This is a genomic window from Microbacterium xylanilyticum (assembly GCF_054654695.1).
Genome location: NZ_BAAIEN010000002.1, coordinates 2,188,760 through 2,208,605 on the forward strand (window position 1 = coordinate 2,188,760; position 19,846 = coordinate 2,208,605).

The window sequence follows — 19,846 nt, forward strand, 5'->3', positions numbered from 1 at the left end:
AAGGAGCACCCGTGCGCACCGGAACCCTCAGCGTCCTCGGCGCCGCCGTCTGGAACGGCGATCGCTTCGAACAGCGCGACCTGCACGTCGTCGACGGCACGGTCGCCGACCGACCCGCCGCCGACGCGCCGACGCTCGACGGCCGCGGCCGCTGGCTGATCCCCGGCCTCATCGATGCGCACTTCCACGCCTACGCGACGAGCATGGACGGCCTCGAGGACGAGCGCGGTCCGCTGAGCTTCGCGGCGATCAACGGCACCCGCCGGCTGCGCGCCGCGCTGCGACGCGGGTTCACCACCGTCCGCGACGTCGCCGGCGGGGACATCGGCCTGGCCAGGGCGATCGACGCCGACCTGTTCGACTCACCGCGGTACCTGTTCACCGGTCCCGCACTCAGCCAGACCGGCGGACACGGGGATCCGCGCTCCGCGCACGTGGACATCTGCTTCACGCACGGGCACATGTGCGAGATCGTCGACGGCGTCGAGCCGCTGCGGCTGGCGGTGCGCGAGCGGCTGCGCACGGGCGCGCACGCGATCAAGGTGATGACCTCGGGCGGGGTGTTCTCGCTGACGGATCCGATCCGCGTGCCCCAGTACTCGGACGAGGAGCTGCAGACCGTCGTCTCCGAGGCGACGCGGCGCGGGTCGTACGTGGCTGCGCACGCGTACTCCTCCGAGGCCGTGCAGCACTCGATCGACAACGGGGTGCGGTCGATCGAGCACGGCAACCTGATCGACGCGGACACCGCCCGGCGCATGGCCGAGGCCGGGGCGTTCCTCGTGCCCACCCTCGCGGCCTACGACGCGATGGACCGGCGCGGTGCGGGGATCGGGCTCAACGCGATCTCCCTCGCGAAGAACGCCGAGATGCTCTCCCAGGGGCAGGAGGCCGTCCGCCTCGCGCTCGCGGCCGGCGTGCAGGTGGGCTTCGGCACGGACCTCATGGGCGAGCTCGAGGACGACCAGCTCTGCGGCGTGCGCCTGCAGGTCGAGGCCGTCGGCGCCGCGGCGACGCTGCGGTCGATGACGGTCGTCAACGCGGCGCTCATCCAGGATTCCCGCGCCGGTCACCTGGGCGTCGGCGCCTACGGCGACGCGGTGCTGCTCTCCGCCGACCCGCTCGCCGAGCCCGCGGCGCTGTGGGAGCAGGACGCGCGCCAGGAGGTGGTGCGCGGCGGTCTCGTGATCCGCTGACCTCGCCGCCGCAACACGAAGACGCGGCCGGATCCCCCGGGGGAACCGGCCGCCTCTCGGCATCTGCGCCGTCAGCGTGCGGTTGCGCCCCAGTTCTGGGATTCGCCGGCTGCGCTACGGGTCTGCGGCACGCCCCAGGGGTTGTCGTCGCGCAGCGGGGCGGGGAGGAGTTCCTGGGGGGCGTTCTGGTAGGCGACGCCGCGGAGGAACCGGGTGATGCCGGCGGTGCCCACGCTCGTCGCATCCGTCGTCGTCGCCGGGTACGGGCCGCCGTGCTGCATCGCAGGGGTGACCGAGACCCCGGTGGGCCAGCCGCCGAACAGGACGCGTCCGCTCGTTGCGGCGAGGGCGTCGACGAGGTCGTCCAGGGATCCGCCCGCGAGCTCGGCCGGGCGCGCGTGCACCGTCGAGGTGAGGTTCCCGGGGAAGAGCTCCGTATGCACGGCGGGGAGCTCCGCGGCATCGGCGTAGCGGACGATCACCGACAGCGGGCCGAACGACTCCTCGAGCAGCTCCTCTCGGTGCGCACGCAGCGTGTCCAGATCCACCGCGACCACCGTCGGCGTGGCGTGGCGCTGCCCGTCCTCGTCCTCGCGGACCTCTCCCTCGGCCAGCACCGAGGCACCGTCGGCTCCGAGCACGGCTGCGCGCCGGCCCTCGAACGCGCGGCCGATGCCGGGGTTCAGCAGCCGGTGCTCGGCGACCGCACCCGCGGCCACGGCGACGGTGGAGAGATCGGCGTCCGCGGGCACGAACAGGAACCCGGGCTTCGTGCAGAGCTGTCCCGCCGAGCCCGCGACCGAGGCCACGAAGCCCTGCAGCAGCGGCTCGTCGGCGTACGTCGCGTACACCGGGTTGACGCTGCCCAGTTCGCCGAAGAAGGGGATCGGACGCGGGCGCGCCGCGGCGATGTCCGCCAGCATCCGTCCGACGTGCGTCGAGCCCGTGAACGCTCCGGCGCGGATCCGCTCGTCCTTCAGCAGCTCGACGCCGTTCTGCTGTCCTTCGATGAGCTGGAACACGCCGGAGGGCATGCCGGCGCTTTCGAGAGCCTCGGCGACAATCGCCGCGGTGCGGCGCGACAGCTCCGGGTGCCCGGAATGCGCCTTGACGATCACCGGGCAGCCGGCTGCCAGCGCCGCGGCCGAGTCGCCGCCGGCGACGGAGAACGCGAACGGGAAGTTCGAGGCGGCGAAGTTCAGCACCGGGCCGACGGGTTCCAGCACCCGCCGCACATCGGGGCGGGGTCCGATCACGTAGTCGGGGTCGGGGGCGTCGATCCGGGCGTCGAGGTAGGCGCCGTCGACGATGGTGTCCGCGAACAGCCGCAGCTGCCACGAGGTGCGCTTGAGCTCTCCGTTCAGACGCGCCTCGGTGAGGCCGGTCTCGCGCATCGCGATCGCGACGAGCTCCGCGGCGTGCGCGTCGAGCGCATCGGCGGCCGCCACGAGCGCCTTCCCGCGCTCCCGCGGGGACGTCGCGGCGAAGTCCCGCGCAGCCCCGGCCGCCCGGGCAGCGGTCTCGGACACGATGGTCTCGGTGTCGATCATCTCTCCTCCTAGAAGACGAAACCGGTGGGGAACGGGTCGTCCCCGTCGAGGATGTACTGGCCGAAGCCCGTGATCCAGGCGCGTCCGGTGATCGTGGGGACCACCGCGGGTCGATCCCCCACGGTGGTCTCGCCGACGAGGCGACCGATGAACTCGGTGCCGATGAACGACTCGTTCACGAACGGCGTGTCCAGGGCGAGCTCGCCGCGGGCGTGCAGCTCAGCCATCCGGGCGCTCGTGCCCGTGCCGCACGGAGAGCGGTCGAACCATCCGGGGTGGATGGCCATCGCGTGCCGGGAGCGCACGGCGTCCGACCCCGGCGCGATGAACTCCACGTGGTGCACGTGGTTCGCGCCCTCCAGCACGGGATGCACAGGCGGTGCCTGCGTGTTGATCGCGTCCATGATGGTGAGGCCCGCGCGGATGATGTCGTCCTTGCGGTCGCGGTCGAACGGCAGGCCGACCTCGTCGAGGTCGACGAGCGCGTAGTAGTTCCCGCCGAACGCGACCGAGTAGGTGATCTCGCCGATGCCGGGGACCTGGATCCGCTCGTCGAGCCGGTCCACGAAGCTCGGCACGTTCTCGATCGTCACGTTCACCGCGCGACCGTCCTCGACCGCGACCCGCGCGATCACGAGCCCGGCGGGGACATCGAGCCGGATCTCGGTCACGGGTTCGGTGACCTCGACCATGCCGGTCTCGACGAGCACCGTGGCCACGCCGATCGTGCCGTGGCCGCACATGGGCAGGAAGCCGGAGGCCTCGATGAAGACCACGCCCCAGTCGGCGTCGTCCCGAGCCGGCGGCTGCAGCAGCGCGCCGGACATCGAGGCGTGCCCCCGCGGCTCGTTCATGAGGAAGCCCCGCAGGCCGTCCAGGTGCTCCATCGCGTACAGGCGACGGTCGTTCATGGTCGCGCCCGGGATCCGGCCCACTCCGCCCGTGACGACGCGGGTCGGCATCCCCTCGGTGTGGGAGTCGACCGCCTGGATCGTCCTGCGGGCTTGCATCAGGCGACCACTGCGGCGCGCGCGGCGAGGGCGGCGAGGGCGCGCTCGGTGTCGGCGGTCACCTGCACGCGCTGCTCGGCCGAGAGCGGGCCGCGCGGCGGGCGGGTCGGGCCGCCGTAGGAGTTGCCGCAGATGTCCATGGAGAGCTTGATCGCCTGTACGAACTCGGTGCGCGAGTCCCAGCGGAACACGGCCACCAGCTGCTCGTACAGCGCCTTCGCCTCGTGCCACTTCCCGTCGGCGCAGAGGTTGTACAGCTCGACGGCCTCGCGCGGGAAGGCGTTCGGGTACCCGGCGAACCAGCCGACAGCGCCGTTGACCATGAGCTCGAAGAGCACGTCATCGGCACCGGCGATGATGTCGATGTCGCAGAGCTCTTTGATCTCGTACACGCGGCGCACGTCGCCGGAGAACTCCTTGATCGCGACAACCTCGGGGATCTGCGCGAGCTTCGCGACCAGCGACGGGACCAGGTCAACCTTGGTGTCGAACGGGTTGTTGTACGCCATGATCGGGAGCCCCGCCTTCGCGACCTCCTCGTAATGCGCGATGACCTCGCCCTCGTTGGCGCGGTAGATCGTCGGCGGGAGCAGCAGCACGCCGTCGGCGCCGTCCTCGCGGGCGAGGTCCGCCCATTTCCGCGCCTGGTGGCTGCCCACGCCGTGCACGCCGGCGATGACGATGCCGCGGCCGTCGACAGCCTCCACCGCCACCTGGATCACCCTGCGGCGCTCCTCGTCCGTGAGGGATGAGTACTCGCCCAGGGATCCGTTGGGGCCGACGCCGCGGCAGCCGTTCGACATCAGGAAGTCCACGTGCTCGCCGAACTTGTCGTAGTCGACGGCGAGGCCGGCGGGCGCGGACGCATCCTCCCGGAAGGCCAGCGTGGTCGCGACGACGACGCCGCCGAGGTCCATGGTCTGAGTGGTCATGTGGGATCCATTCTCTCTGCTCTGCGGCCACTGCGGCCGGTTCGTGCGGGATCCGGGCGACGTCCGTGAGGACCGCCGCACATCCGGCAAGTGTCGGCGACCGCTTCGTCGCCGGTAATACGTAACATATCACCCACTACTCTTCATCGGCAAGGACGCGGCGAGCGCTCACATCCCGGGCGCCTGCTCGATCGCGGCGAGCTCCCCGATCCGCACCGATCCGAGCACCGGCCGACGGTCGAAGCCGATCCGCTCGCCGACGATGTCCTCCACGCTGCGGCCGCAGGTTCGCCCCTGGCACGCGCCGAGGCCCGCCCTCGTGGCGAGTCGCATGGCACGCGATGAGGCGTGGCCGTATTCTTCGAGCGCGTGCTTGCGCACCGACTCGCAGCGGCACACGATGGTGTCCTCATCCAGCCAGCCCGTCCATCCGGATCCGATCCGGTGGGTCCCCAGCCGAGCGGCGAAGGCGCGCATCCGCCGGCGCTCGGCGAGCGGCGCCCGGTAGCGCAGGTCGGCCGGAGCGACGCCGGCCGCAGCGAGCCCGGCGACCGCCCCCTCCGCGAGCGCCGCGTCCGCGCCGCCGATCCCGGTGATCTCGCCCGCGGCGTACACGCCCGCGACGCTCGTCTCCTGCTGCGAGCCGACCCTCACGAACCGGTCGGCGCCGATCTCGCACCCGGCCTGGATGGCGGCCTCGAGCCGCGGCGTGAAGCCGTGCCCGAGAGCGACGGAATCGCACTCCACGGTGCGCTGGGTGCCGTCGATCGGACGCCAGTCGGCGTCGATGCGCTGCACGGTCACCGCCTCCACCTCGGAGTCCCCGTGGATTCGGGTGACCGCCGCGCCGAAGCGATAAGGCGTGCGGCGCGCGACAAGGGAGCCGAGATACGAACCGAGCTCCCCCGCCTTGGCCGTCGCCGCGGCGAGCTTCCAGGGACGCCGTCCCCAGCCGCGCAGAACGGCGCCGGCGCTCGCGGCCTCCACGACCTCGGCGACCTCGCCGCCGACCAGGCCGACGCTCTGCGCGACCGGCAGCAGGAAGGGACCGGCGCCCGCCACCACGGTACGAATGCCGAGGGGGACGCCGTCGCGCTTCGCGAGCGCCTGCGCGGCGCCCGCGGACGTCACCCCGGGAAGCGTCCAGCCGGGCACCGGCAGCACGCGGTCGTGCGCACCGGTCGCGATCACCAGGGCGTCGGCGGGGATCGTCTCACCCCGGCGCTCGGCGGCATCGGCCGGCCCGACCAGCGCGTGCACCCGCAGGGGCGCCCCGGGCTCGATACGCCAGACCGACGCGGAGGACACGACCCGCGTGTCCGCGAGCTGCTCCTGGAGACGGCGGAACCGCACGATCTGGTGCTGCAGGTGCGGATCCGTGAACTCGGGGTGGTGCCGCCAGAACTGGCCACCGATGCGCTCGCCCTCGTCCAGCACCGTGACGTCCGCCCCGGCGGACACGGCCGCGGCCGCGGCGGCGAGCCCGGCGGGCCCCGCGCCGATCACGACGACGCGACGCGCGCTCATGCCCGCACCTCCCGGTGGACGAGGTCGCCGTCGCACGCGGCGCGCTGGCAGGCGCGCACGCCCTCGACGCCGTTGACCGTGACCACGCAGTCCTGGCAGATGCCCATGCCGCAGAAGATCCCGCGTTCGGCGCCCGCCGTGGTGCGCCAGGTGCGCCGACCCGCGGCGAGCAGCACACCGGCGATGGTCTGGCCGTCCCGCCCCTCCAGCGTCTCTCCGTCGATGCTGATCCGCACGCTCATGCCGCGGCCTCCTTCTCGTGCGTGCCGCGGCCCTCGGCACCGCGGCCATCGGCGCCCTGCAGGCTCTCGCGCGCGGGCAGGAACGGCGTCGGGTCCAGCGGCGCCGGAGTGCCCAGCACGGCGTGGGCGATGAGGGCACCGGTGGTCGGCGCCAGGCCGATGCCCGCGCCTTCGTGCCCCGCGGCGTGGAACAGCCCGGCGACCGTGGCGTCCGGGCCGATCGCCGGCAGGTGGTCGGGCGCGTACGGGCGGAAGCCGTGATAGGTGCGCAGCAGCATCGTGTCGCGCAGGAACGGGAACAGCCGCGACGCCTTGGCCGCGATCTCCGACAGCGGCGCCAACAGCCCGGCATCCGAGAACCCGACCCGCTCGCGACTGGATCCGATCAGCACCGTGCCGGCGGGCGTGGACTCGACGACTGTCGAGGTCTGCAGCGCGGCGTCGCCCGACCCGACCGCGCCGACGTAGTCCGCGTCGTACACCTTGTGGAACACGCGCTGCGGCATCGCCGCCGTGACCAGGATCGTGCCGCGGCGCGGCCGGATGTCGAGCGCGCTGCCGAACAGCGACGCGGCGTCGCCCGACCACGGGCCCGCGCAGTTGACCACAGCGTCCGCCTCGACGATGCCGCTGCGCGTGCGCACGCCGGCCGCGCGGCCGCCGACGACGACTCCGGCCACGACCTCCTCCACCATCAGCCGCGCGCCGAGATGCATGGCGCGCGCGAGCATCGCCTGCGTGGCGAGACTCGGCTGCACCTGCGCGTCGTCCGGGTAGTGCACGCCGAGCGCGACCTCCGGGCTGAGGTGCGGTTCCGCGGCCCGGAGCGCCGCCTCGTCCAGGGCGGACGAGCGGATCCCGATCGCCTGCTGCGAGAGCGCGAACGCGTGCAGCGCCTCCGCGCCGCCGTCGAAGGCGACGACGATGCCGCCCTTCGCCTCGAACTCGGTCGCGGGCTGCCCGGGGACGCGCTCACCGTCGAGGCGTGCCGCGAGGTCGCGCCACGCGCGGTTCGCCTCGATCGCCAGCTCCGCTTCGGGGCCCGGCTCCTTGTCGGAGACGAGGATGTTCCCCTCGCACCGGCTCGAGGTCTCCCCCGCCACGCCAACGCGGTCCACCACGACCACGTCCGCGCCTGCTTCGGTGAGCGCGAACGCGCACGCCGCGCCGATCGCGCCGGCGCCGATGACGACGACCTTCATCCTCAGCCGCCCAGGTACGCGTCGACGACCCGCGCGTCCGCGGCGAGCTCGGCGGCGGTGCCCGACAGCGTGGCGCGGCCGGTCTCCACGACGTAAGCGCGGTCGGCGATCCGCAGCGCCGCCCGCGCGTTCTGCTCGACGAGCAGAACCGTGGTGCCCTGGGCGTTCACCGCCTGGATCGTCTCCATGACCTGCTTCACCACGAGCGGCGCGAGGCCCATCGACGGCTCGTCGAGCAGCAGCAGCTTCGGCCCGCCGATGATCGCGCGGCCGATCGCCACCATCTGCTGCTCGCCGCCGGAGAGGGTGCCGCCCTGCTGCTTGCGCCGCTCCGCGAGCCGGGGCATGAGCGCATACACCTGATCGACGCGCTGCGCGATCAGCTTCTGGTCCGGCACGGTGTACCCACCCAGCAGCAGGTTCTCATGCACCGTCATGGTGGAGAAGATCCGCCGCCCTTCGGGCACATGGATGAGACCGGCGGCGACGATATCCCACGGCTTCGCCCGCGTGAGGTCGAGATCGCCCCACGTGACGGTGCCGCTGTGCGGCCGTACGAGCCCGGAGAGCATGTTCATCGTCGTGGACTTGCCGGCGCCGTTGTTGCCGAGCAGGCAGACGATCTCGCCCTCGTGCACGTCGAAGCTGAGCTCGCGCAGGGCGTGCACCCGGCCGTAGTAGACCTCCGCCGCCTGGACCGTGAGTGAGCTCATGAGCGCTTCCCCTTCTTGTCGGCGTCGTCGCCCTTCAGCAGCGACAGATCCACCGTGCCGGTCTGCAGCTTGGTGGCGTCCAGCGGCTCGTCCTCGACCCCGAGGTACGCCTCGATCACGACCGGGTCGTGTTTGATCTGCTCCGGCGTGCCGACGGCGATCTCCTTGCCATAGTTCAGCACGACGATGCGCTCGGCGAGCTCCATGATCAGGCCCATGTCGTGCTCGATCAGCACCACCGCGACCCCGAGGTCGCGGATGCGGCGGATCAGCTGGATCAGTGCCTGCTTCTCGTTGAAGTTCAATCCTGCGGCGGGCTCATCGAGCAGCAGCAGCTTCGGACTGGTCGCGAGCGCCCGCGCGATCTCCACGCGGCGCTGCTCGCCGTACGGCAGCTGCGTCACGTAGAGGTTCTCATCCCCGGTGAAGCCGACGAAGTCCAGCCAGCCGCGCGCCTCGTGGGCGCAGGCGATCTCGGCCCGCCGATATCCCGGGGTGTGCAGGAACGTCGCCCAGAACCCCTCACGCAGGTTCGCGTGCATGGCGGTCTTGACGTTGTCGAGCACGCTGAGCTCGCGGAACAGCCGCAGATTCTGGAACGTGCGCGCCATCCCCCACTTGGTCACGCGCGACGGCAGCACCCGGTAGAACCCGAAGCTCTGCAGCAGGTCCACCAGGCGGAGCTTGCGCCAGAAGCCGGGTGCCTCGCGCACGATGTCGTTGCCGTCGAACACGACGGATCCGGACGTCGGCAGGTAGAACCCCGAGATGCAGTTGAAGGCGCTGGTCTTGCCGGCGCCGTTCGGGCCGATGACGGCGAGGATCTCGCCCTCCTGAACGGAGAAGCTCAGCCCGTCCACGGCCTTCACACCGCCGAACTGCAGGCGCAGGTCGCTGACCTCCAGCAGAGCGCTCATCGTCCCTCCTCCTCGTCCGCGACGATCTCTTCAGCCGTCGGCTCCTCCTCCTCGACCGGCACCGGCGACAGGAACCCCTGCGTCGGCGGCGGCACCGGCCGGCGCTTCTTGAGCCACGGCAGGATCGCGGTCGACGGCCACAGGCCCGCAGGGCGGAACAGCATGACGACCACGAGCAGGATGCCGAAGATGAGGAACCGCCACTCGGAGAAGTCGCGCAGCAGCTCGGGGGCGAGCGAGACGAACAGCGCGCCGATGATGACACCCGGGGTGGATCCCATGCCGCCCAGCACGACCGCCATGAGGATCAGCGCCGAGTAGAGGAACTGGAAGCTGTTCGGGCTGATCGCGCTCAGATGCGTCGCCATGAGCTGCCCGGCCACGCCGGCCCACACGGCGCCGATGATGTACGCCGAGATCTTCGCGAGGTAGGTGTTGATGCCCATCGCCTCGGCGGCATCCTCATCGTCGCGGACCGCCTTCCAGGCGCGGCCCATCTTGCCCTTCGCGAGCCTGCCCGCGCCGATGACGCCCACGAGCACCACGATCGCCGCCACGAAGTAGTAGAACAGCACGCGCTGCGGGAACTCGATGCCGCCGATCACCACGCCGTCCGCGAAGCTCCAGCCACCGAAGCTCCACGTCGGGATGCCGTGGATGCCGGACGGACCGCCGGTGATCTTCAGATTGTTCGCGGTGATCCGGATGATCTCGCCGAATCCGAGGGTGACGATCGCGAGGTAGTCGCTGCGCAGGCGCAGCGTCGGAGCGCCGATGATGATGCCCGCCACGATGCAGCACAGGATCGTCGCCGGCAGCGCCGCCCACATGGGCAGCCCCACGACCGTCGTGAGGATGCCGGACACATAGGCGCCGACGGCGAAGAAGGCGATGTAGCCGAGGTCGAGCAGGCCCGCATAGCCGACCACCACGTTCAGGCCCATGCACAGCATCACGTAGATGAGCGCGCTCGTGGCGATCGACATCGTGTAGCGGGAGGCGTCGATGAACGGGAGCACGGCGAGCAGCACCACGCAGAGGCCGCCGAGCGCGCGCAGGAAGCCCTGCTGCGAGGAGAACACGCCCCGAGGCGCGGCAGGACGATCGAAAAGCGGGGAGGGCGCGCGCAGCTTCGCATCGCGCAGCGCCGCTGTCACGGAGCCGGGGGTCACGGTGCCGGACATGTCACATCCTCTCGACGACGCGGGCGCCGAGGAGCCCCGTCGGTTTGAAGGTGAGGAACAGGATGAGGAAGGCGAACGAGAACACGTCGCGCCATTCGCCGCCGAACCACGCGGATCCGAACGACTCGAGCAGGCCCAGCAGAAGTCCGCCGAGCATGGCTCCGTAGAGGTTGCCGATGCCGCCGATCACTGCGGCGGTGAACGCCTTCAGGCCGATGATGAAGCCCATCAGGAAGTCGATCGACCCGTAGTAGGCCCCGGCCATGACGCCGGCGGCGCCGGCGAGCGCGGATCCGATGAAGAACACGGTCGCGATCACGCGGTTGACGTTGATGCCCATCAGCTGCGCGCCCTGTGGGTCCAGGGCGATGGCGCGCATCGCCCGTCCCTGCCGGGTGCGCTCGACGATGTGCGCGAGCACGAGCATGAGACCCGCGGCGATGATGACCAGGACGATCTGCGCCGGGGTGATCCGCATGCCGAGGACGTCGAAGCCGGCCGACTGGAGCCGGACCGGGAACGCCTCCGGGTTCGGCCCGAAGACCTGCCGTACGGCGTACTCGAGGGTGAACGAGACGCCGATGGCGGTGATCAGCACAGCCAGCCGCGGGCTCTTGCGCAGCGGGCGGTAAGCGATCCGCTCGATCCCGACCCCGATCAGGCCGGTGATGACCATCGACAGGAGAAGGATCACGAGCAGCAGCGGGATCGACGTCTCATTCGAGATGCCGAAGGCCGAGAGCGTGGCGAAGCCGGCGAACGCGCCGAGCATGTAGATGTCGCCGTGCGCGAAGTTGAGCAGCTTGATGATCCCGTAGACCATGCTGTACCCGAGCGCGACGAGGGCGTAGAACGAGCCCACGATGAGGCCGTTCCAGATGAGTTGCATCACGGAGATGTCCTTTCCGGGGTCGGCGGAGGCGGTGCCGGGGCGGCCGTCGCCGGCCGCCCCGGATGCGGCTCAGCCCTGCAGGTCGTCCTTGAGGACGAACTTGCCGGAGGACGGGTCGATCGAGACGATCACGAAGCCGCCGCCCGAACGCGTGTGGTCGGGCATGAACGTGAGCGGACCGGCGAGGGTCTTGAAGTCCTTGAGCCCCTCGAGCGCCTTGACGACCTTGTCGAAGTCGGTGCCCTTGGCGGTCTTCATCGCCTCGGCGACGACCTTGACCGCGTCGTACGACTGGGTCGAGTACGGCCCCGGGTCGGCGCCCGCCAGCTTCTTGTAGTCGGCGATCCACTTGTCCGCGCCCTTGAGCATGTCGGGTGTCTGCGTGAACGTGCCGAGCACGTTCTCGGTGTACCCCTTGCCCGCGATCTCGGCGAACTTCGCATCCACGGATCCGTCGCCGACGAGGAACGTGCCGGAGAAGCCCGCGTCCTTGGACTGCCGAGCGATCAGGCCGCCCTCCTGGTAGTAGCCGGTCCAGTAGACGAGGTCGGGCTTGGCGCCGGCGAGCTGGGTCGCGGCGGCGGAGTAGTCGTTCTCGCCCGGAGTGATCACCGCGTTGAAGTCGACGGTGAGCCCGGCATCCTTCGCCTGCTGCGCGAACGAGCCGGCGAGGTCCTTGGAGTACGCCGTCGCGTCGTTGATCGCCGCGACCGTCTTCGCGCCCGACTTCTGCGCGTACTTCACCGCAGCGGCGGCCTGCTGCGTGCCGGTGCCGTTGATCAGGAAGACGCCGGGGAGCTTCTGCTTGACCAGTTCGTTCGAGTTCGCCGCGGGGATGACCATCGGGATCTTCGCCTCGTTGAAGATCGGCAGCGTGGGCAGGGTGGCGCCCGAGCAGTAGCCGCCGACGGACGCGACGACGCCATCGGTGACCAGCTTGTTGGCGGCGGCGACCGCCGTGGTCGCGTCGCACGCGTCATCCTGCACTTCGAGCTCGAGCTTGCGTCCGTCGATGCCGCCTGCGGCGTTGATCTCATTGATCGCGAGCTGCGCGCCGTTCTTCATGTAGTTGCCGAAGGCCGATTCGCTGCCGGAGAACGGCGCGAGCATGCCGAGCTTGATCGGTCCGGATCCGCCTCCGGATCCGTCGGTCGCGCCACCGCTGGCGAGGCCGCCGGAGCAGCCGGCGGTGAGGATGAGGGCGCCGGCGACGGCGACGGCGGACAAGGCGCGCAGGGCGCGTGTGGTTCGGGTGTGCATGTGAGGGGCCTCCTGATGCGTCGTTGCATACGTGGTGAATACCATGTGACACATTACTCATTCGGGACGGCCAGCGGAACCACCGATCGCGTCAGTGCTCTTCGCGCCCGCTCCAAACGCCGCCGACGTGTCCGATGTGCCGGCGCATGAGCTCCTCCGCCCCTTCCCCGTCCCCGGCGACGAGGAGGTCGACGAGCTCGGCGTGCTCTAGCGCCGTGGGCAGGAGCGTGTCGGAATCCGCGAGACGGACGAGCCCGACCAGACGGGTCTGCTGCCGCAGCTCGCGCACGGTCTCGACGAGCTTGGCGTTGCCGGTCACGGCGAGGATGCGCAGGTGGAAGGTGGTGTCGGCCTCGAGATACTCGTCGAACTGCCCGTCCCGTCCCGCGGCGACGATCCGCTCGGCGAGGGCGCGGAGCTCCTTCTCCAGCGTGGCATCGATCCTGCCGGCGATGCGGCGCATCGGCGGCGCCTCCAGCAGCAGCCGCACATCGGTGAGCTGGTGCAGCTCCTCGGGCGAGACCTCGGTGACCTGGAAGCCGCGGTTGCGGATGGGACGCAGGAAACCACGGCGCGCGAGGTTCAGCATCGCCTCCCGCACCGGCGTCGCGCTCACGCCGAAGTCGCCTGCGAGGGTCGGCACCGTGAGCACCTCCCCCGGCGGCGTTTCGCCCGACACGATCCGCGCCGCGATCATGCGTTCGACCTGCTCGCGCAGACTCTCCGCAGGCACGAGAATGGAGCCGACGCTCATGCGCCCCTCCCGTCGTAAAACGTCATACGGCACATGCTAGCGCTGGGCGTGCGATCATTGGCCGTCGATCTCTCGTCCCGAATCGAGGTCCCATGCCGATCGAGTTCACCTCCTCGCGGCGCTCCACCGTGGGACTGGAGTGGGAGCTGATGCTCGCGGATCCCGCATCCGGCGATCTCGTCGGACGCGCGCCCGAGCTGCTGCGCGACCTGGAGAGCGCGAGCGCCGATGAGCGCCACACCGTCACGGGCGAGCTGCTGACGAACACGATCGAGGTCACGAGCGGGATCGGATCCACCGTCGCCGACGCTGTGACCGACATCGGCGCGGCCATCGCCGCGGTGCGCGCGGCGACGGATCCGGCGGGCATCGAGCTGCTGTCGGCCGGGAGCCATCCGTTCGCGCAGTGGTACGACCAGCAGGTCACCGACAAGACGCGCTATCACTCGCTCATCGAGAAGACCCAGTGGTGGGGGCGCAACATGATGATCTGGGGCATCCACGTGCACATCGGGGTCGAGGACCGCGACAAGGTGCTGCCGATCATCGGCGCCCTCACGTCCTATCTCCCCCATCTCCAGGCGCTCGCCGCGTCGAGTCCGTTCTGGGCGGGCGAGCGGACGGGATATGCCTCGAACCGCGCGCTCGTGTTCCAGCAGCTGCCGACCGCGGGACTGCCGTGGCCGCTCGCCGACTGGGCTGCCTACGAGGGGTACCTCGACGACATGGTGCGCACCGGCGTGATGCTCGACGCCACCGAGGTGCGCTGGGACATCCGCCCAGCACCCCGCTGGGGCACCATCGAGGTGCGCGCCTGCGACGGCATGTCCACACTGCACGAGCTCGCGGCCGTGGCGGCCCTCACCCAGGTGCTGGTGGAGGAGTTCTCCCGCGACCTCGACGAGGGGCGTCCCCTCCCCGTGCTCGCCCCGTGGTTCCACCGAGAGAACAAGTGGCGCGCGGCGCGATACGGCCTGGATGCCGAGGTGATCGTGAGCCCCGACGGCACGCAGCGATCGGTGCGCGCGCATCTCGCGGAGGAGCTCGAGCGCCTGGCCCCGATCGCCGCCGACCTGCAGTGCTCCGATCAGTTCGCCGGGGTGGCGGACATCCTCGACCGCGGCGCCAGCTACGCGCGCCAGGTCGCCGTCGCAGATGCGTCCGGCGGCGACCTGCACGCCGTCGTGGATCACCTGATCCGGGAGTTCCGCTCCGGTCCGGCGACGCTCTGACCGGGCCGCGCACGACGCGGTCCTGGCCGCGGGCGACGGATCACCCCTCCACGAGCTGCCGCGCGAGCCCCTCGTCCAGCACCACGTCGGTCACCAGGCGCGCGCCGATCGCCGCGCGCAGCGACGGCAGCTTCTGCGCGCCCGCGACGATGCAGAACCGGCGCGCGACCCGGCGCAGCCGGTCCAGCCCGGGACCGGTGGCACGCGCGTTCACCGCGATGTCCCGCCACGTGCCGTCGGCGCGGAAGAACACCGTCGCCACGTCGCCGATCGCCCGGTCCTCGCGCAGGCTCCGGTAGTCGTCGCGGCTGAGGTAGCCGCCCACGTACACGCGGCTGGGCACCTCCGCGCTGGGTGACCCGACGCTGAACACGGCCAGATCCATCTTCGCCTGCAGGTCCAGCACACGCAGCGTGCTGCGCTCGCGCCACATCGCCTCGCGGGTGCGCGGGTCGTCGAAGAACGCCGGCACCGGGAACTGCTGCACCTGCGCGCCGAACGCGGATCCGAAGCGCTGCAGGATCTCGCTCGAGTACTCCACGCCGCTGGTCAGCGTGTTCCCGGCCCCGTTCAGCTGCACGATCGTGGTGCCGCGGGTCTCCTTCTGCCCCAGCTCGCGGCTGACGGCGCTGATGGTCGACCCCCAGGCGAGCCCCACCACCATGTTCGAGTCGATGATCTGCGTGAGCAGGCGCCCCGCGGTCAGCGCCACCCGCTCCAGCCGCTCGACCTCCGTGACGCTCTCCGGCATCGGCACGACGTGCGCGGCCACATGCAGCCGGTCGTGCAGCTGCTGCTCGAGCTCGCCGGCGTGTTCCAGCGGCGAGTTGATGCGGATGTCGACGAGCCCCACCTCGCGGGCGTACGTCAGCAGCCGCGACACCGAGGATCGCGACGTGCCGAGCTCCTCGGCGATCACGTCCATCGTCTTGTCCTGGAGGTAGTACAGCCGGGCCGCCGTGAGGGCCGCGACGACCTTCGCCTGGCGCTTCCGTTCATCCATTCGCGGCCTCCTGGAAACCGATTCGCCCGATTCTTGCACATTCGTGCAGGTTCCTTGCGCATACGGCCGCCTGGGGGAATGCTGTGAGAAATCGGGAAGGAGACGATGATGACCGACCACATCCACAACGCCGCGGAACGCCCCGAGGTGACCGAGGTCCGCGAGGCAGGACGCACCACGGTGCTGGTGATCGGCGGGGGAATCAACGGGATCTCCACCTTCCGCGATCTCGCTCTGCAGGGCATCGACGTGGTGCTCGTCGAGCGCGGCGACTTCGCCTCCGGCGCGTCGTCGGCCTCCAGTCACATGATCCACGGCGGCATCCGCTACCTCGAGAACGGCGAGTTCCGTCTCGTCAAGGAGTCGGTCACCGAGCGCAACGGCCTCATCAAGATCGCTCCGCACTACGTCAAGCCGCTCGAGACGACCATCCCGATCTACTCCACCTTCTCGGGGATCCTGTCGGCGCCCCTGCGCTTCCTGACGCACAAGTCCGGCAAGCCGCAGGAGCGCGGCGCGTTCCTCATCAAGATGGGCCTCACCATCTACGACACGTTCTCCCGCGACGGCGGCACGGTGCCGCGGCACAAGTTCCTCGGCCGCAAGAAGTCGCTCGCCGAGCTGCCCGCGATGGATCCGAAGATCAAGTACACCGCGACGTACTACGACGCCTCGATGCACGACCCCGAGCGCCTCGCGCTGGATGTGATGCAGGACGGGCGCGCGGCCCACCCCGGCGCCCATGCGCTCAACTACGTCGAGGCGATCGGCCACGACGGCGACGCCGTCCTCGTCCGCGACCGCGAGACCGGCACCGAATTCCCGATCGCCGCCGACGTCGTCGTGAACACCTCGGGGCCGTGGACCGACCTGACGAACGAGGCGCTCGGCGAGCTGACCCGGTTCATGGGCGGCACCAAGGGCTCGCACATCGTGCTGGACAATCCGGAGCTGCTCGCCGCGACCAAGGGCCGCGAGATCTTCTTCGAGCACTCCGACGGCCGGATCGTCCTCATCTATCCCCTCAAGGGCAAGGTCATGGTCGGCACCACCGACATCGACGCCGACCCTCGCGAGGTCCCGCTGTGCACCGAGGAGGAGGTCGACTACTTCTTCGACCTCGTGCACCACGTCTTCCCGTCGATCGACGTGAACCGCAGCCAGATCGTCTACCGGTTCAGCGGCATCCGCCCGCTCCCCCGCCACGAGGACACCGCTCCCGGCTTCGTCTCGCGCGATTACCGCGTCGAGGTCGACAACACCCGCGCCGTGCCGCACCTCAGCCTCGTCGGAGGCAAGTGGACGACGTTCCGCGCGCTCGGCGAGTCCCTCTCCGACAAGATCCTCGGGATCCTGGGCCGTCCGCGCGTCGTCTCGACCCTCGGTCGCGTGATCGGCGGCGGCAAGGACTACCCGCAGGGCGACGCAGCGCGCGCCGCCTGGATCTCGCAGAACCTTCCCGGCGCCGGCGAGCGGGCCGAGCTGCTGCTGAAGCGCTACGGCACCCGCGCCGCCGAGGTGTGGCGGTACGTGCAGGACGGTGCGGACGCACCGCTCGCCGCCGGCCAGCTCTCCACCCGCGAGCTCGAGTGGATGGTGCAGAACGAGCTGATCGTCCGTCTGGAGGACGTGATCCTGCGCCGCACCAGCCTCGCCTTCACCGGCGACGTCACCGAGGAGATCCTCGAGGAGGTCGCCGAGGCTCTCGCACCGCTGAAGGGCTGGGATCGCGCCCGCGTCGCCGGTGAGATCGAGCACACCCGGGACCTGCTCAACACCCAGCACGGATTGTCCCTCGTCGCCCGCACCCGCGGGTAACGAGGTTCCATCGCCGCCCTTCTCGGCGTCTACTCGAACACCGCATCGGCAGAGGGGCCGATGCTCTGCGAAAGGTCAATGGAGACATGCCTGAAGTGAACATGGGGCTGTATTTCCTGTCCGAGCTCGTCGGCACGGCGATGCTGATCCTCCTCGGATGCGGTGTCGTCGCGAACGTCGCCCTGGCGAAGAACAAGGGCAACGGCGGCGGCTTCCTGATGGTCAACTGGGGATGGGGCCTGGCGGTCTTCGCCGGCGTGCTCGTCTCCGCCTACTCCGGGGCGATCCTGAACCCCGCCGTCGGCATCGGCCTGCTGATCGCGAACAAGATCTCGTTCGCCCAGTTCGCGGTCGCCGCCGGCGGTGAGCTGCTCGGCGCGATCATCGGCGCCGTCCTGTGCTGGCTCGCGTACAAGCAGCACTTCGACGAGGAGCCCGACCCGGCGAACAAGCTCGGCGTCTTCTCGACCGGACCGGCGATCCGCTCCTACGCGTGGAACCTCATCACCGAGATCATCGGCACGTTCGTCCTGGTGTTCGTGATCTTCGCGTTCGCCGACTACGGCGACGTCAAGGTCGGCACGCCCGGAGGCCTCGGCCCGCTGACGGCGCTTCCCGTCGCCCTCCTCGTGGTCGGCATCGGCGCCTCCCTCGGTGGCCCGACCGGCTACGCGATCAACCCCGCCCGTGACCTGGGCCCGCGCATCGCCCACGCGATCCTCCCGATCAAGGGCAAGGGCTCGAGCGACTGGGCCTACTCCTGGGTGCCCGTGGTCGGCCCGCTCATCGGTGGCGCGCTCGCCGCGGTGCTCGCCCCGGTCCTGCTGCACCTCGCCAAGTAACCCGAACCGCTATTCAAAGGAGAACTGCACATGGCTGAGTACGTCATCGCCATCGACCAGGGCACGACCTCGAGCCGGGCCATCGTCTTCGACCGCAAGGGCAGCATCATCGCCACCGGTCAGAAGGAGCACGAGCAGATCCTGCCGCAGGCCGGCTGGGTCGAGCACGACGCGTCCGAGATCTGGGCGAACGTCCAGGAGGTCATCGGCCTCGCGCTGAGCCGCGCCGGCATCACCCGCCACGACATCGCCGCGGTCGGCATCACCAACCAGCGCGAGACCGCGGTGGTGTGGGACAAGACCACGGGCAAGCCGGTCTACAACGCGATCGTCTGGCAGGACACCCGGACGCAGCCCATCGTCGACCGTCTCGCTGCGGACGGCGGCGTCGACCGGTTCAAGCAGATCGTCGGCCTGCCGCTGGCGACCTACTTCTCGGGCACCAAGATCGCGTGGATCCTGGAGAACGTCGAGGGCGCCCGGGAGAAGGCGGAGGCCGGGGACCTTCTGTTCGGCACCACGGACAGCTGGGTGCTCTGGAACCTCACCGGCGGCGTGAACGGCGGCGTGCACGCGACCGACGTGACCAACGCCTCGCGGACCATGTTCATGGACCTCGAGACGCTGCAGTGGCGTGACGACATCCTCGAGGCCTTCGGCGTGCCGAAGTCGATGATGCCGTCGATCCGCTCCTCCTCCGAGGTCTACGGTGCGGCGGAGAGCTCGTCGCTGCTGCGCGAGACCCCGATCGCGGGCATCCTCGGCGACCAGCAGGCGGCGACGTTCGGCCAGGCGGCGTTCAACGCCGGCGAGAGCAAGAACACCTACGGCACGGGCTGCTTCCTCATCTTCAACACGGGCGAGGAGATCGTCCACTCGAAGAACGGCCTGCTCACCACCGTCGGCTACAAGCTCGGCGACGGCCCGACGCACTACGCGCTCGAGGGCTCGATCGCGGTCACCGGATCCCTCATCCAGTGGCTCCGCGACCAGCTTGGGATCATCGACTCGGCGCCGCAGGTCGAGGAGCTGGCCAAGCAGGTCGAGGACAACGGCGGCGTGTACATCGTGCCGGCGTTCTCCGGTCTGTTCGCACCGTACTGGCGTCCCGACGCCCGCGGTGTGATCGTCGGTCTCACCCGCTACGCGAACAAGAACCACATCGCCCGCGCAGCGCTCGAGGCGGTCGCGTTCCAGACCCGCGACGTGCTCGACGCGGTCAACGCCGACGCCGGCGTGGACCTCACCGAGCTCAAGGTCGACGGCGGCATGGTCGCGAACGACGCGCTCATGCAGTTCCAGGCGGACGTGCTCGGAGTGCCGGTGGTGCGTCCGGTCGTCGCAGAGACGACCGCTCTCGGCGCCGCCTATGCGGCCGGCCTCGCGGTCGGGTTCTGGAGCGGCCTGGACGACCTCTCCGCCAACTGGCAGGAGGACCGCCGCTGGGAGCCCACCATGGACGCCGCCGAGCGGGACCGCCAGCTCCGGCTGTGGCGCAAGGCCGTCACCAAGTCGATGGACTGGGTCGACGAGGACGTCAAGTAGGACCCTCCACAAGGAAAGACCCCAGGT

Annotated in this window: 18 protein-coding genes; 5 read left to right on the forward strand and 13 right to left on the reverse strand. The window is 70.3% G+C overall.

The genetic code is table 11. The features are described from left to right. Positions 1–11 precede the first annotated feature (11 nt). A complete protein-coding gene (locus tag ACYQ1L_RS11155) occupies positions 12–1,196 on the forward strand; it encodes a metal-dependent hydrolase family protein (RefSeq protein WP_460004207.1) in 1,185 nt (394 codons plus the stop codon). A 71-nt stretch (positions 1,197–1,267) separates the two neighbouring features. Here ACYQ1L_RS11155 and ACYQ1L_RS11160 read toward each other — a convergent pair whose 3' ends face one another. From ACYQ1L_RS11160 to ACYQ1L_RS11215, 12 genes are all read right to left on the reverse strand, one after another. After that, entirely contained in the window at positions 1,268–2,746 is a 1,479-nt protein-coding gene (locus ACYQ1L_RS11160; protein ID WP_460004208.1) for an aldehyde dehydrogenase (NADP(+)), read from the reverse strand. Between the two features lie 8 nt (positions 2,747–2,754). Further along, on the reverse strand, positions 2,755–3,756 hold the full coding sequence (locus ACYQ1L_RS11165; protein ID WP_460004209.1) for a proline racemase family protein: 1,002 nt from the start codon (positions 3,754–3,756) through the stop codon (positions 2,755–2,757). Next, on the reverse strand, positions 3,756–4,688 hold the full coding sequence (locus ACYQ1L_RS11170; RefSeq protein WP_460004210.1) for a dihydrodipicolinate synthase family protein: 933 nt from the start codon (positions 4,686–4,688) through the stop codon (positions 3,756–3,758). The genes ACYQ1L_RS11165 and ACYQ1L_RS11170 overlap by 1 nt, the downstream gene beginning before the upstream one ends. A gap of 168 nt (positions 4,689–4,856) precedes the next feature. Continuing rightward, positions 4,857–6,215 carry an FAD-dependent oxidoreductase gene (locus tag ACYQ1L_RS11175; RefSeq protein ID WP_460004211.1) on the reverse strand — a complete coding sequence of 453 codons (1,359 nt, stop codon included), beginning with the start codon at positions 6,213–6,215 and terminating at the stop codon, positions 4,857–4,859. Beyond that, positions 6,212–6,457 (reverse strand): (2Fe-2S)-binding protein, encoded by a 246-nt coding sequence (locus ACYQ1L_RS11180; RefSeq protein WP_460004212.1) that lies wholly within the window; start codon positions 6,455–6,457, stop codon positions 6,212–6,214. The genes ACYQ1L_RS11175 and ACYQ1L_RS11180 overlap by 4 nt, the downstream gene beginning before the upstream one ends. Then, positions 6,454–7,659 (reverse strand): NAD(P)/FAD-dependent oxidoreductase, encoded by a 1,206-nt coding sequence (locus ACYQ1L_RS11185; RefSeq protein ID WP_460004213.1) that lies wholly within the window; start codon positions 7,657–7,659, stop codon positions 6,454–6,456. The genes ACYQ1L_RS11180 and ACYQ1L_RS11185 overlap by 4 nt, the downstream gene beginning before the upstream one ends. Before the next feature lie 2 nt (positions 7,660–7,661). Next, on the reverse strand, positions 7,662–8,372 hold the full coding sequence (locus ACYQ1L_RS11190; protein ID WP_460004214.1) for an ABC transporter ATP-binding protein: 711 nt from the start codon (positions 8,370–8,372) through the stop codon (positions 7,662–7,664). Beyond that, positions 8,369–9,289, reverse strand: a complete 921-nt coding sequence (locus ACYQ1L_RS11195) for an ABC transporter ATP-binding protein (RefSeq protein WP_460004215.1) — start codon at positions 9,287–9,289, stop codon at positions 8,369–8,371. Before ACYQ1L_RS11195 ends, ACYQ1L_RS11190 begins: the two co-directional genes overlap by 4 nt. Further along, entirely contained in the window at positions 9,286–10,473 is a 1,188-nt protein-coding gene (locus tag ACYQ1L_RS11200) for a branched-chain amino acid ABC transporter permease (protein ID WP_460004216.1), read from the reverse strand. The genes ACYQ1L_RS11195 and ACYQ1L_RS11200 overlap by 4 nt, the downstream gene beginning before the upstream one ends. 1 nt (position 10,474) lies before the next feature. Then, positions 10,475–11,362 (reverse strand): branched-chain amino acid ABC transporter permease, encoded by an 888-nt coding sequence (locus ACYQ1L_RS11205; RefSeq protein ID WP_460005805.1) that lies wholly within the window; start codon positions 11,360–11,362, stop codon positions 10,475–10,477. A 72-nt stretch (positions 11,363–11,434) separates the two neighbouring features. Beyond that, entirely contained in the window at positions 11,435–12,625 is a 1,191-nt protein-coding gene (locus tag ACYQ1L_RS11210) for a branched-chain amino acid ABC transporter substrate-binding protein (RefSeq protein WP_460004217.1), read from the reverse strand. Between the two features lie 91 nt (positions 12,626–12,716). Next, positions 12,717–13,379: a GntR family transcriptional regulator gene (locus ACYQ1L_RS11215; protein ID WP_460004218.1), complete on the reverse strand. Its 663-nt coding sequence runs from the start codon at positions 13,377–13,379 to the stop codon at positions 12,717–12,719. A 92-nt stretch (positions 13,380–13,471) separates the two neighbouring features. Here ACYQ1L_RS11215 and ACYQ1L_RS11220 point away from each other — a divergent pair, with 92 nt between their 5' ends. Beyond that, positions 13,472–14,611, forward strand: a complete 1,140-nt coding sequence (locus tag ACYQ1L_RS11220; protein WP_460004219.1) for a glutamate--cysteine ligase — start codon at positions 13,472–13,474, stop codon at positions 14,609–14,611. Positions 14,612–14,651: 40 nt separating this feature from the next. On the opposite strand, the gene ACYQ1L_RS11225 is transcribed toward ACYQ1L_RS11220, so the two are convergent. Continuing rightward, on the reverse strand, positions 14,652–15,614 hold the full coding sequence (locus ACYQ1L_RS11225; protein ID WP_460004220.1) for a sugar-binding transcriptional regulator: 963 nt from the start codon (positions 15,612–15,614) through the stop codon (positions 14,652–14,654). A 108-nt stretch (positions 15,615–15,722) separates the two neighbouring features. Here ACYQ1L_RS11225 and ACYQ1L_RS11230 point away from each other — a divergent pair, with 108 nt between their 5' ends. The 3 genes from ACYQ1L_RS11230 (at position 15,723) to glpK (ending at position 19,819) form a co-directional block, all read left to right on the forward strand. Further along, on the forward strand, positions 15,723–17,432 hold the full coding sequence (locus ACYQ1L_RS11230) for a glycerol-3-phosphate dehydrogenase/oxidase (RefSeq protein WP_460004221.1): 1,710 nt from the start codon (positions 15,723–15,725) through the stop codon (positions 17,430–17,432). Between the two features lie 86 nt (positions 17,433–17,518). After that, the gene (locus ACYQ1L_RS11235) at positions 17,519–18,274 is read left to right on the forward strand and encodes an MIP/aquaporin family protein (RefSeq protein ID WP_460004222.1); all 756 of its coding nucleotides are present in this window, start codon (positions 17,519–17,521) and stop codon (positions 18,272–18,274) included. Positions 18,275–18,304: 30 nt separating this feature from the next. After that, positions 18,305–19,819 (forward strand): glycerol kinase GlpK, encoded by a 1,515-nt coding sequence (gene glpK, locus ACYQ1L_RS11240; protein ID WP_460004223.1) that lies wholly within the window; start codon positions 18,305–18,307, stop codon positions 19,817–19,819. The last annotated feature ends 27 nt before the right edge of the window (positions 19,820–19,846 follow it).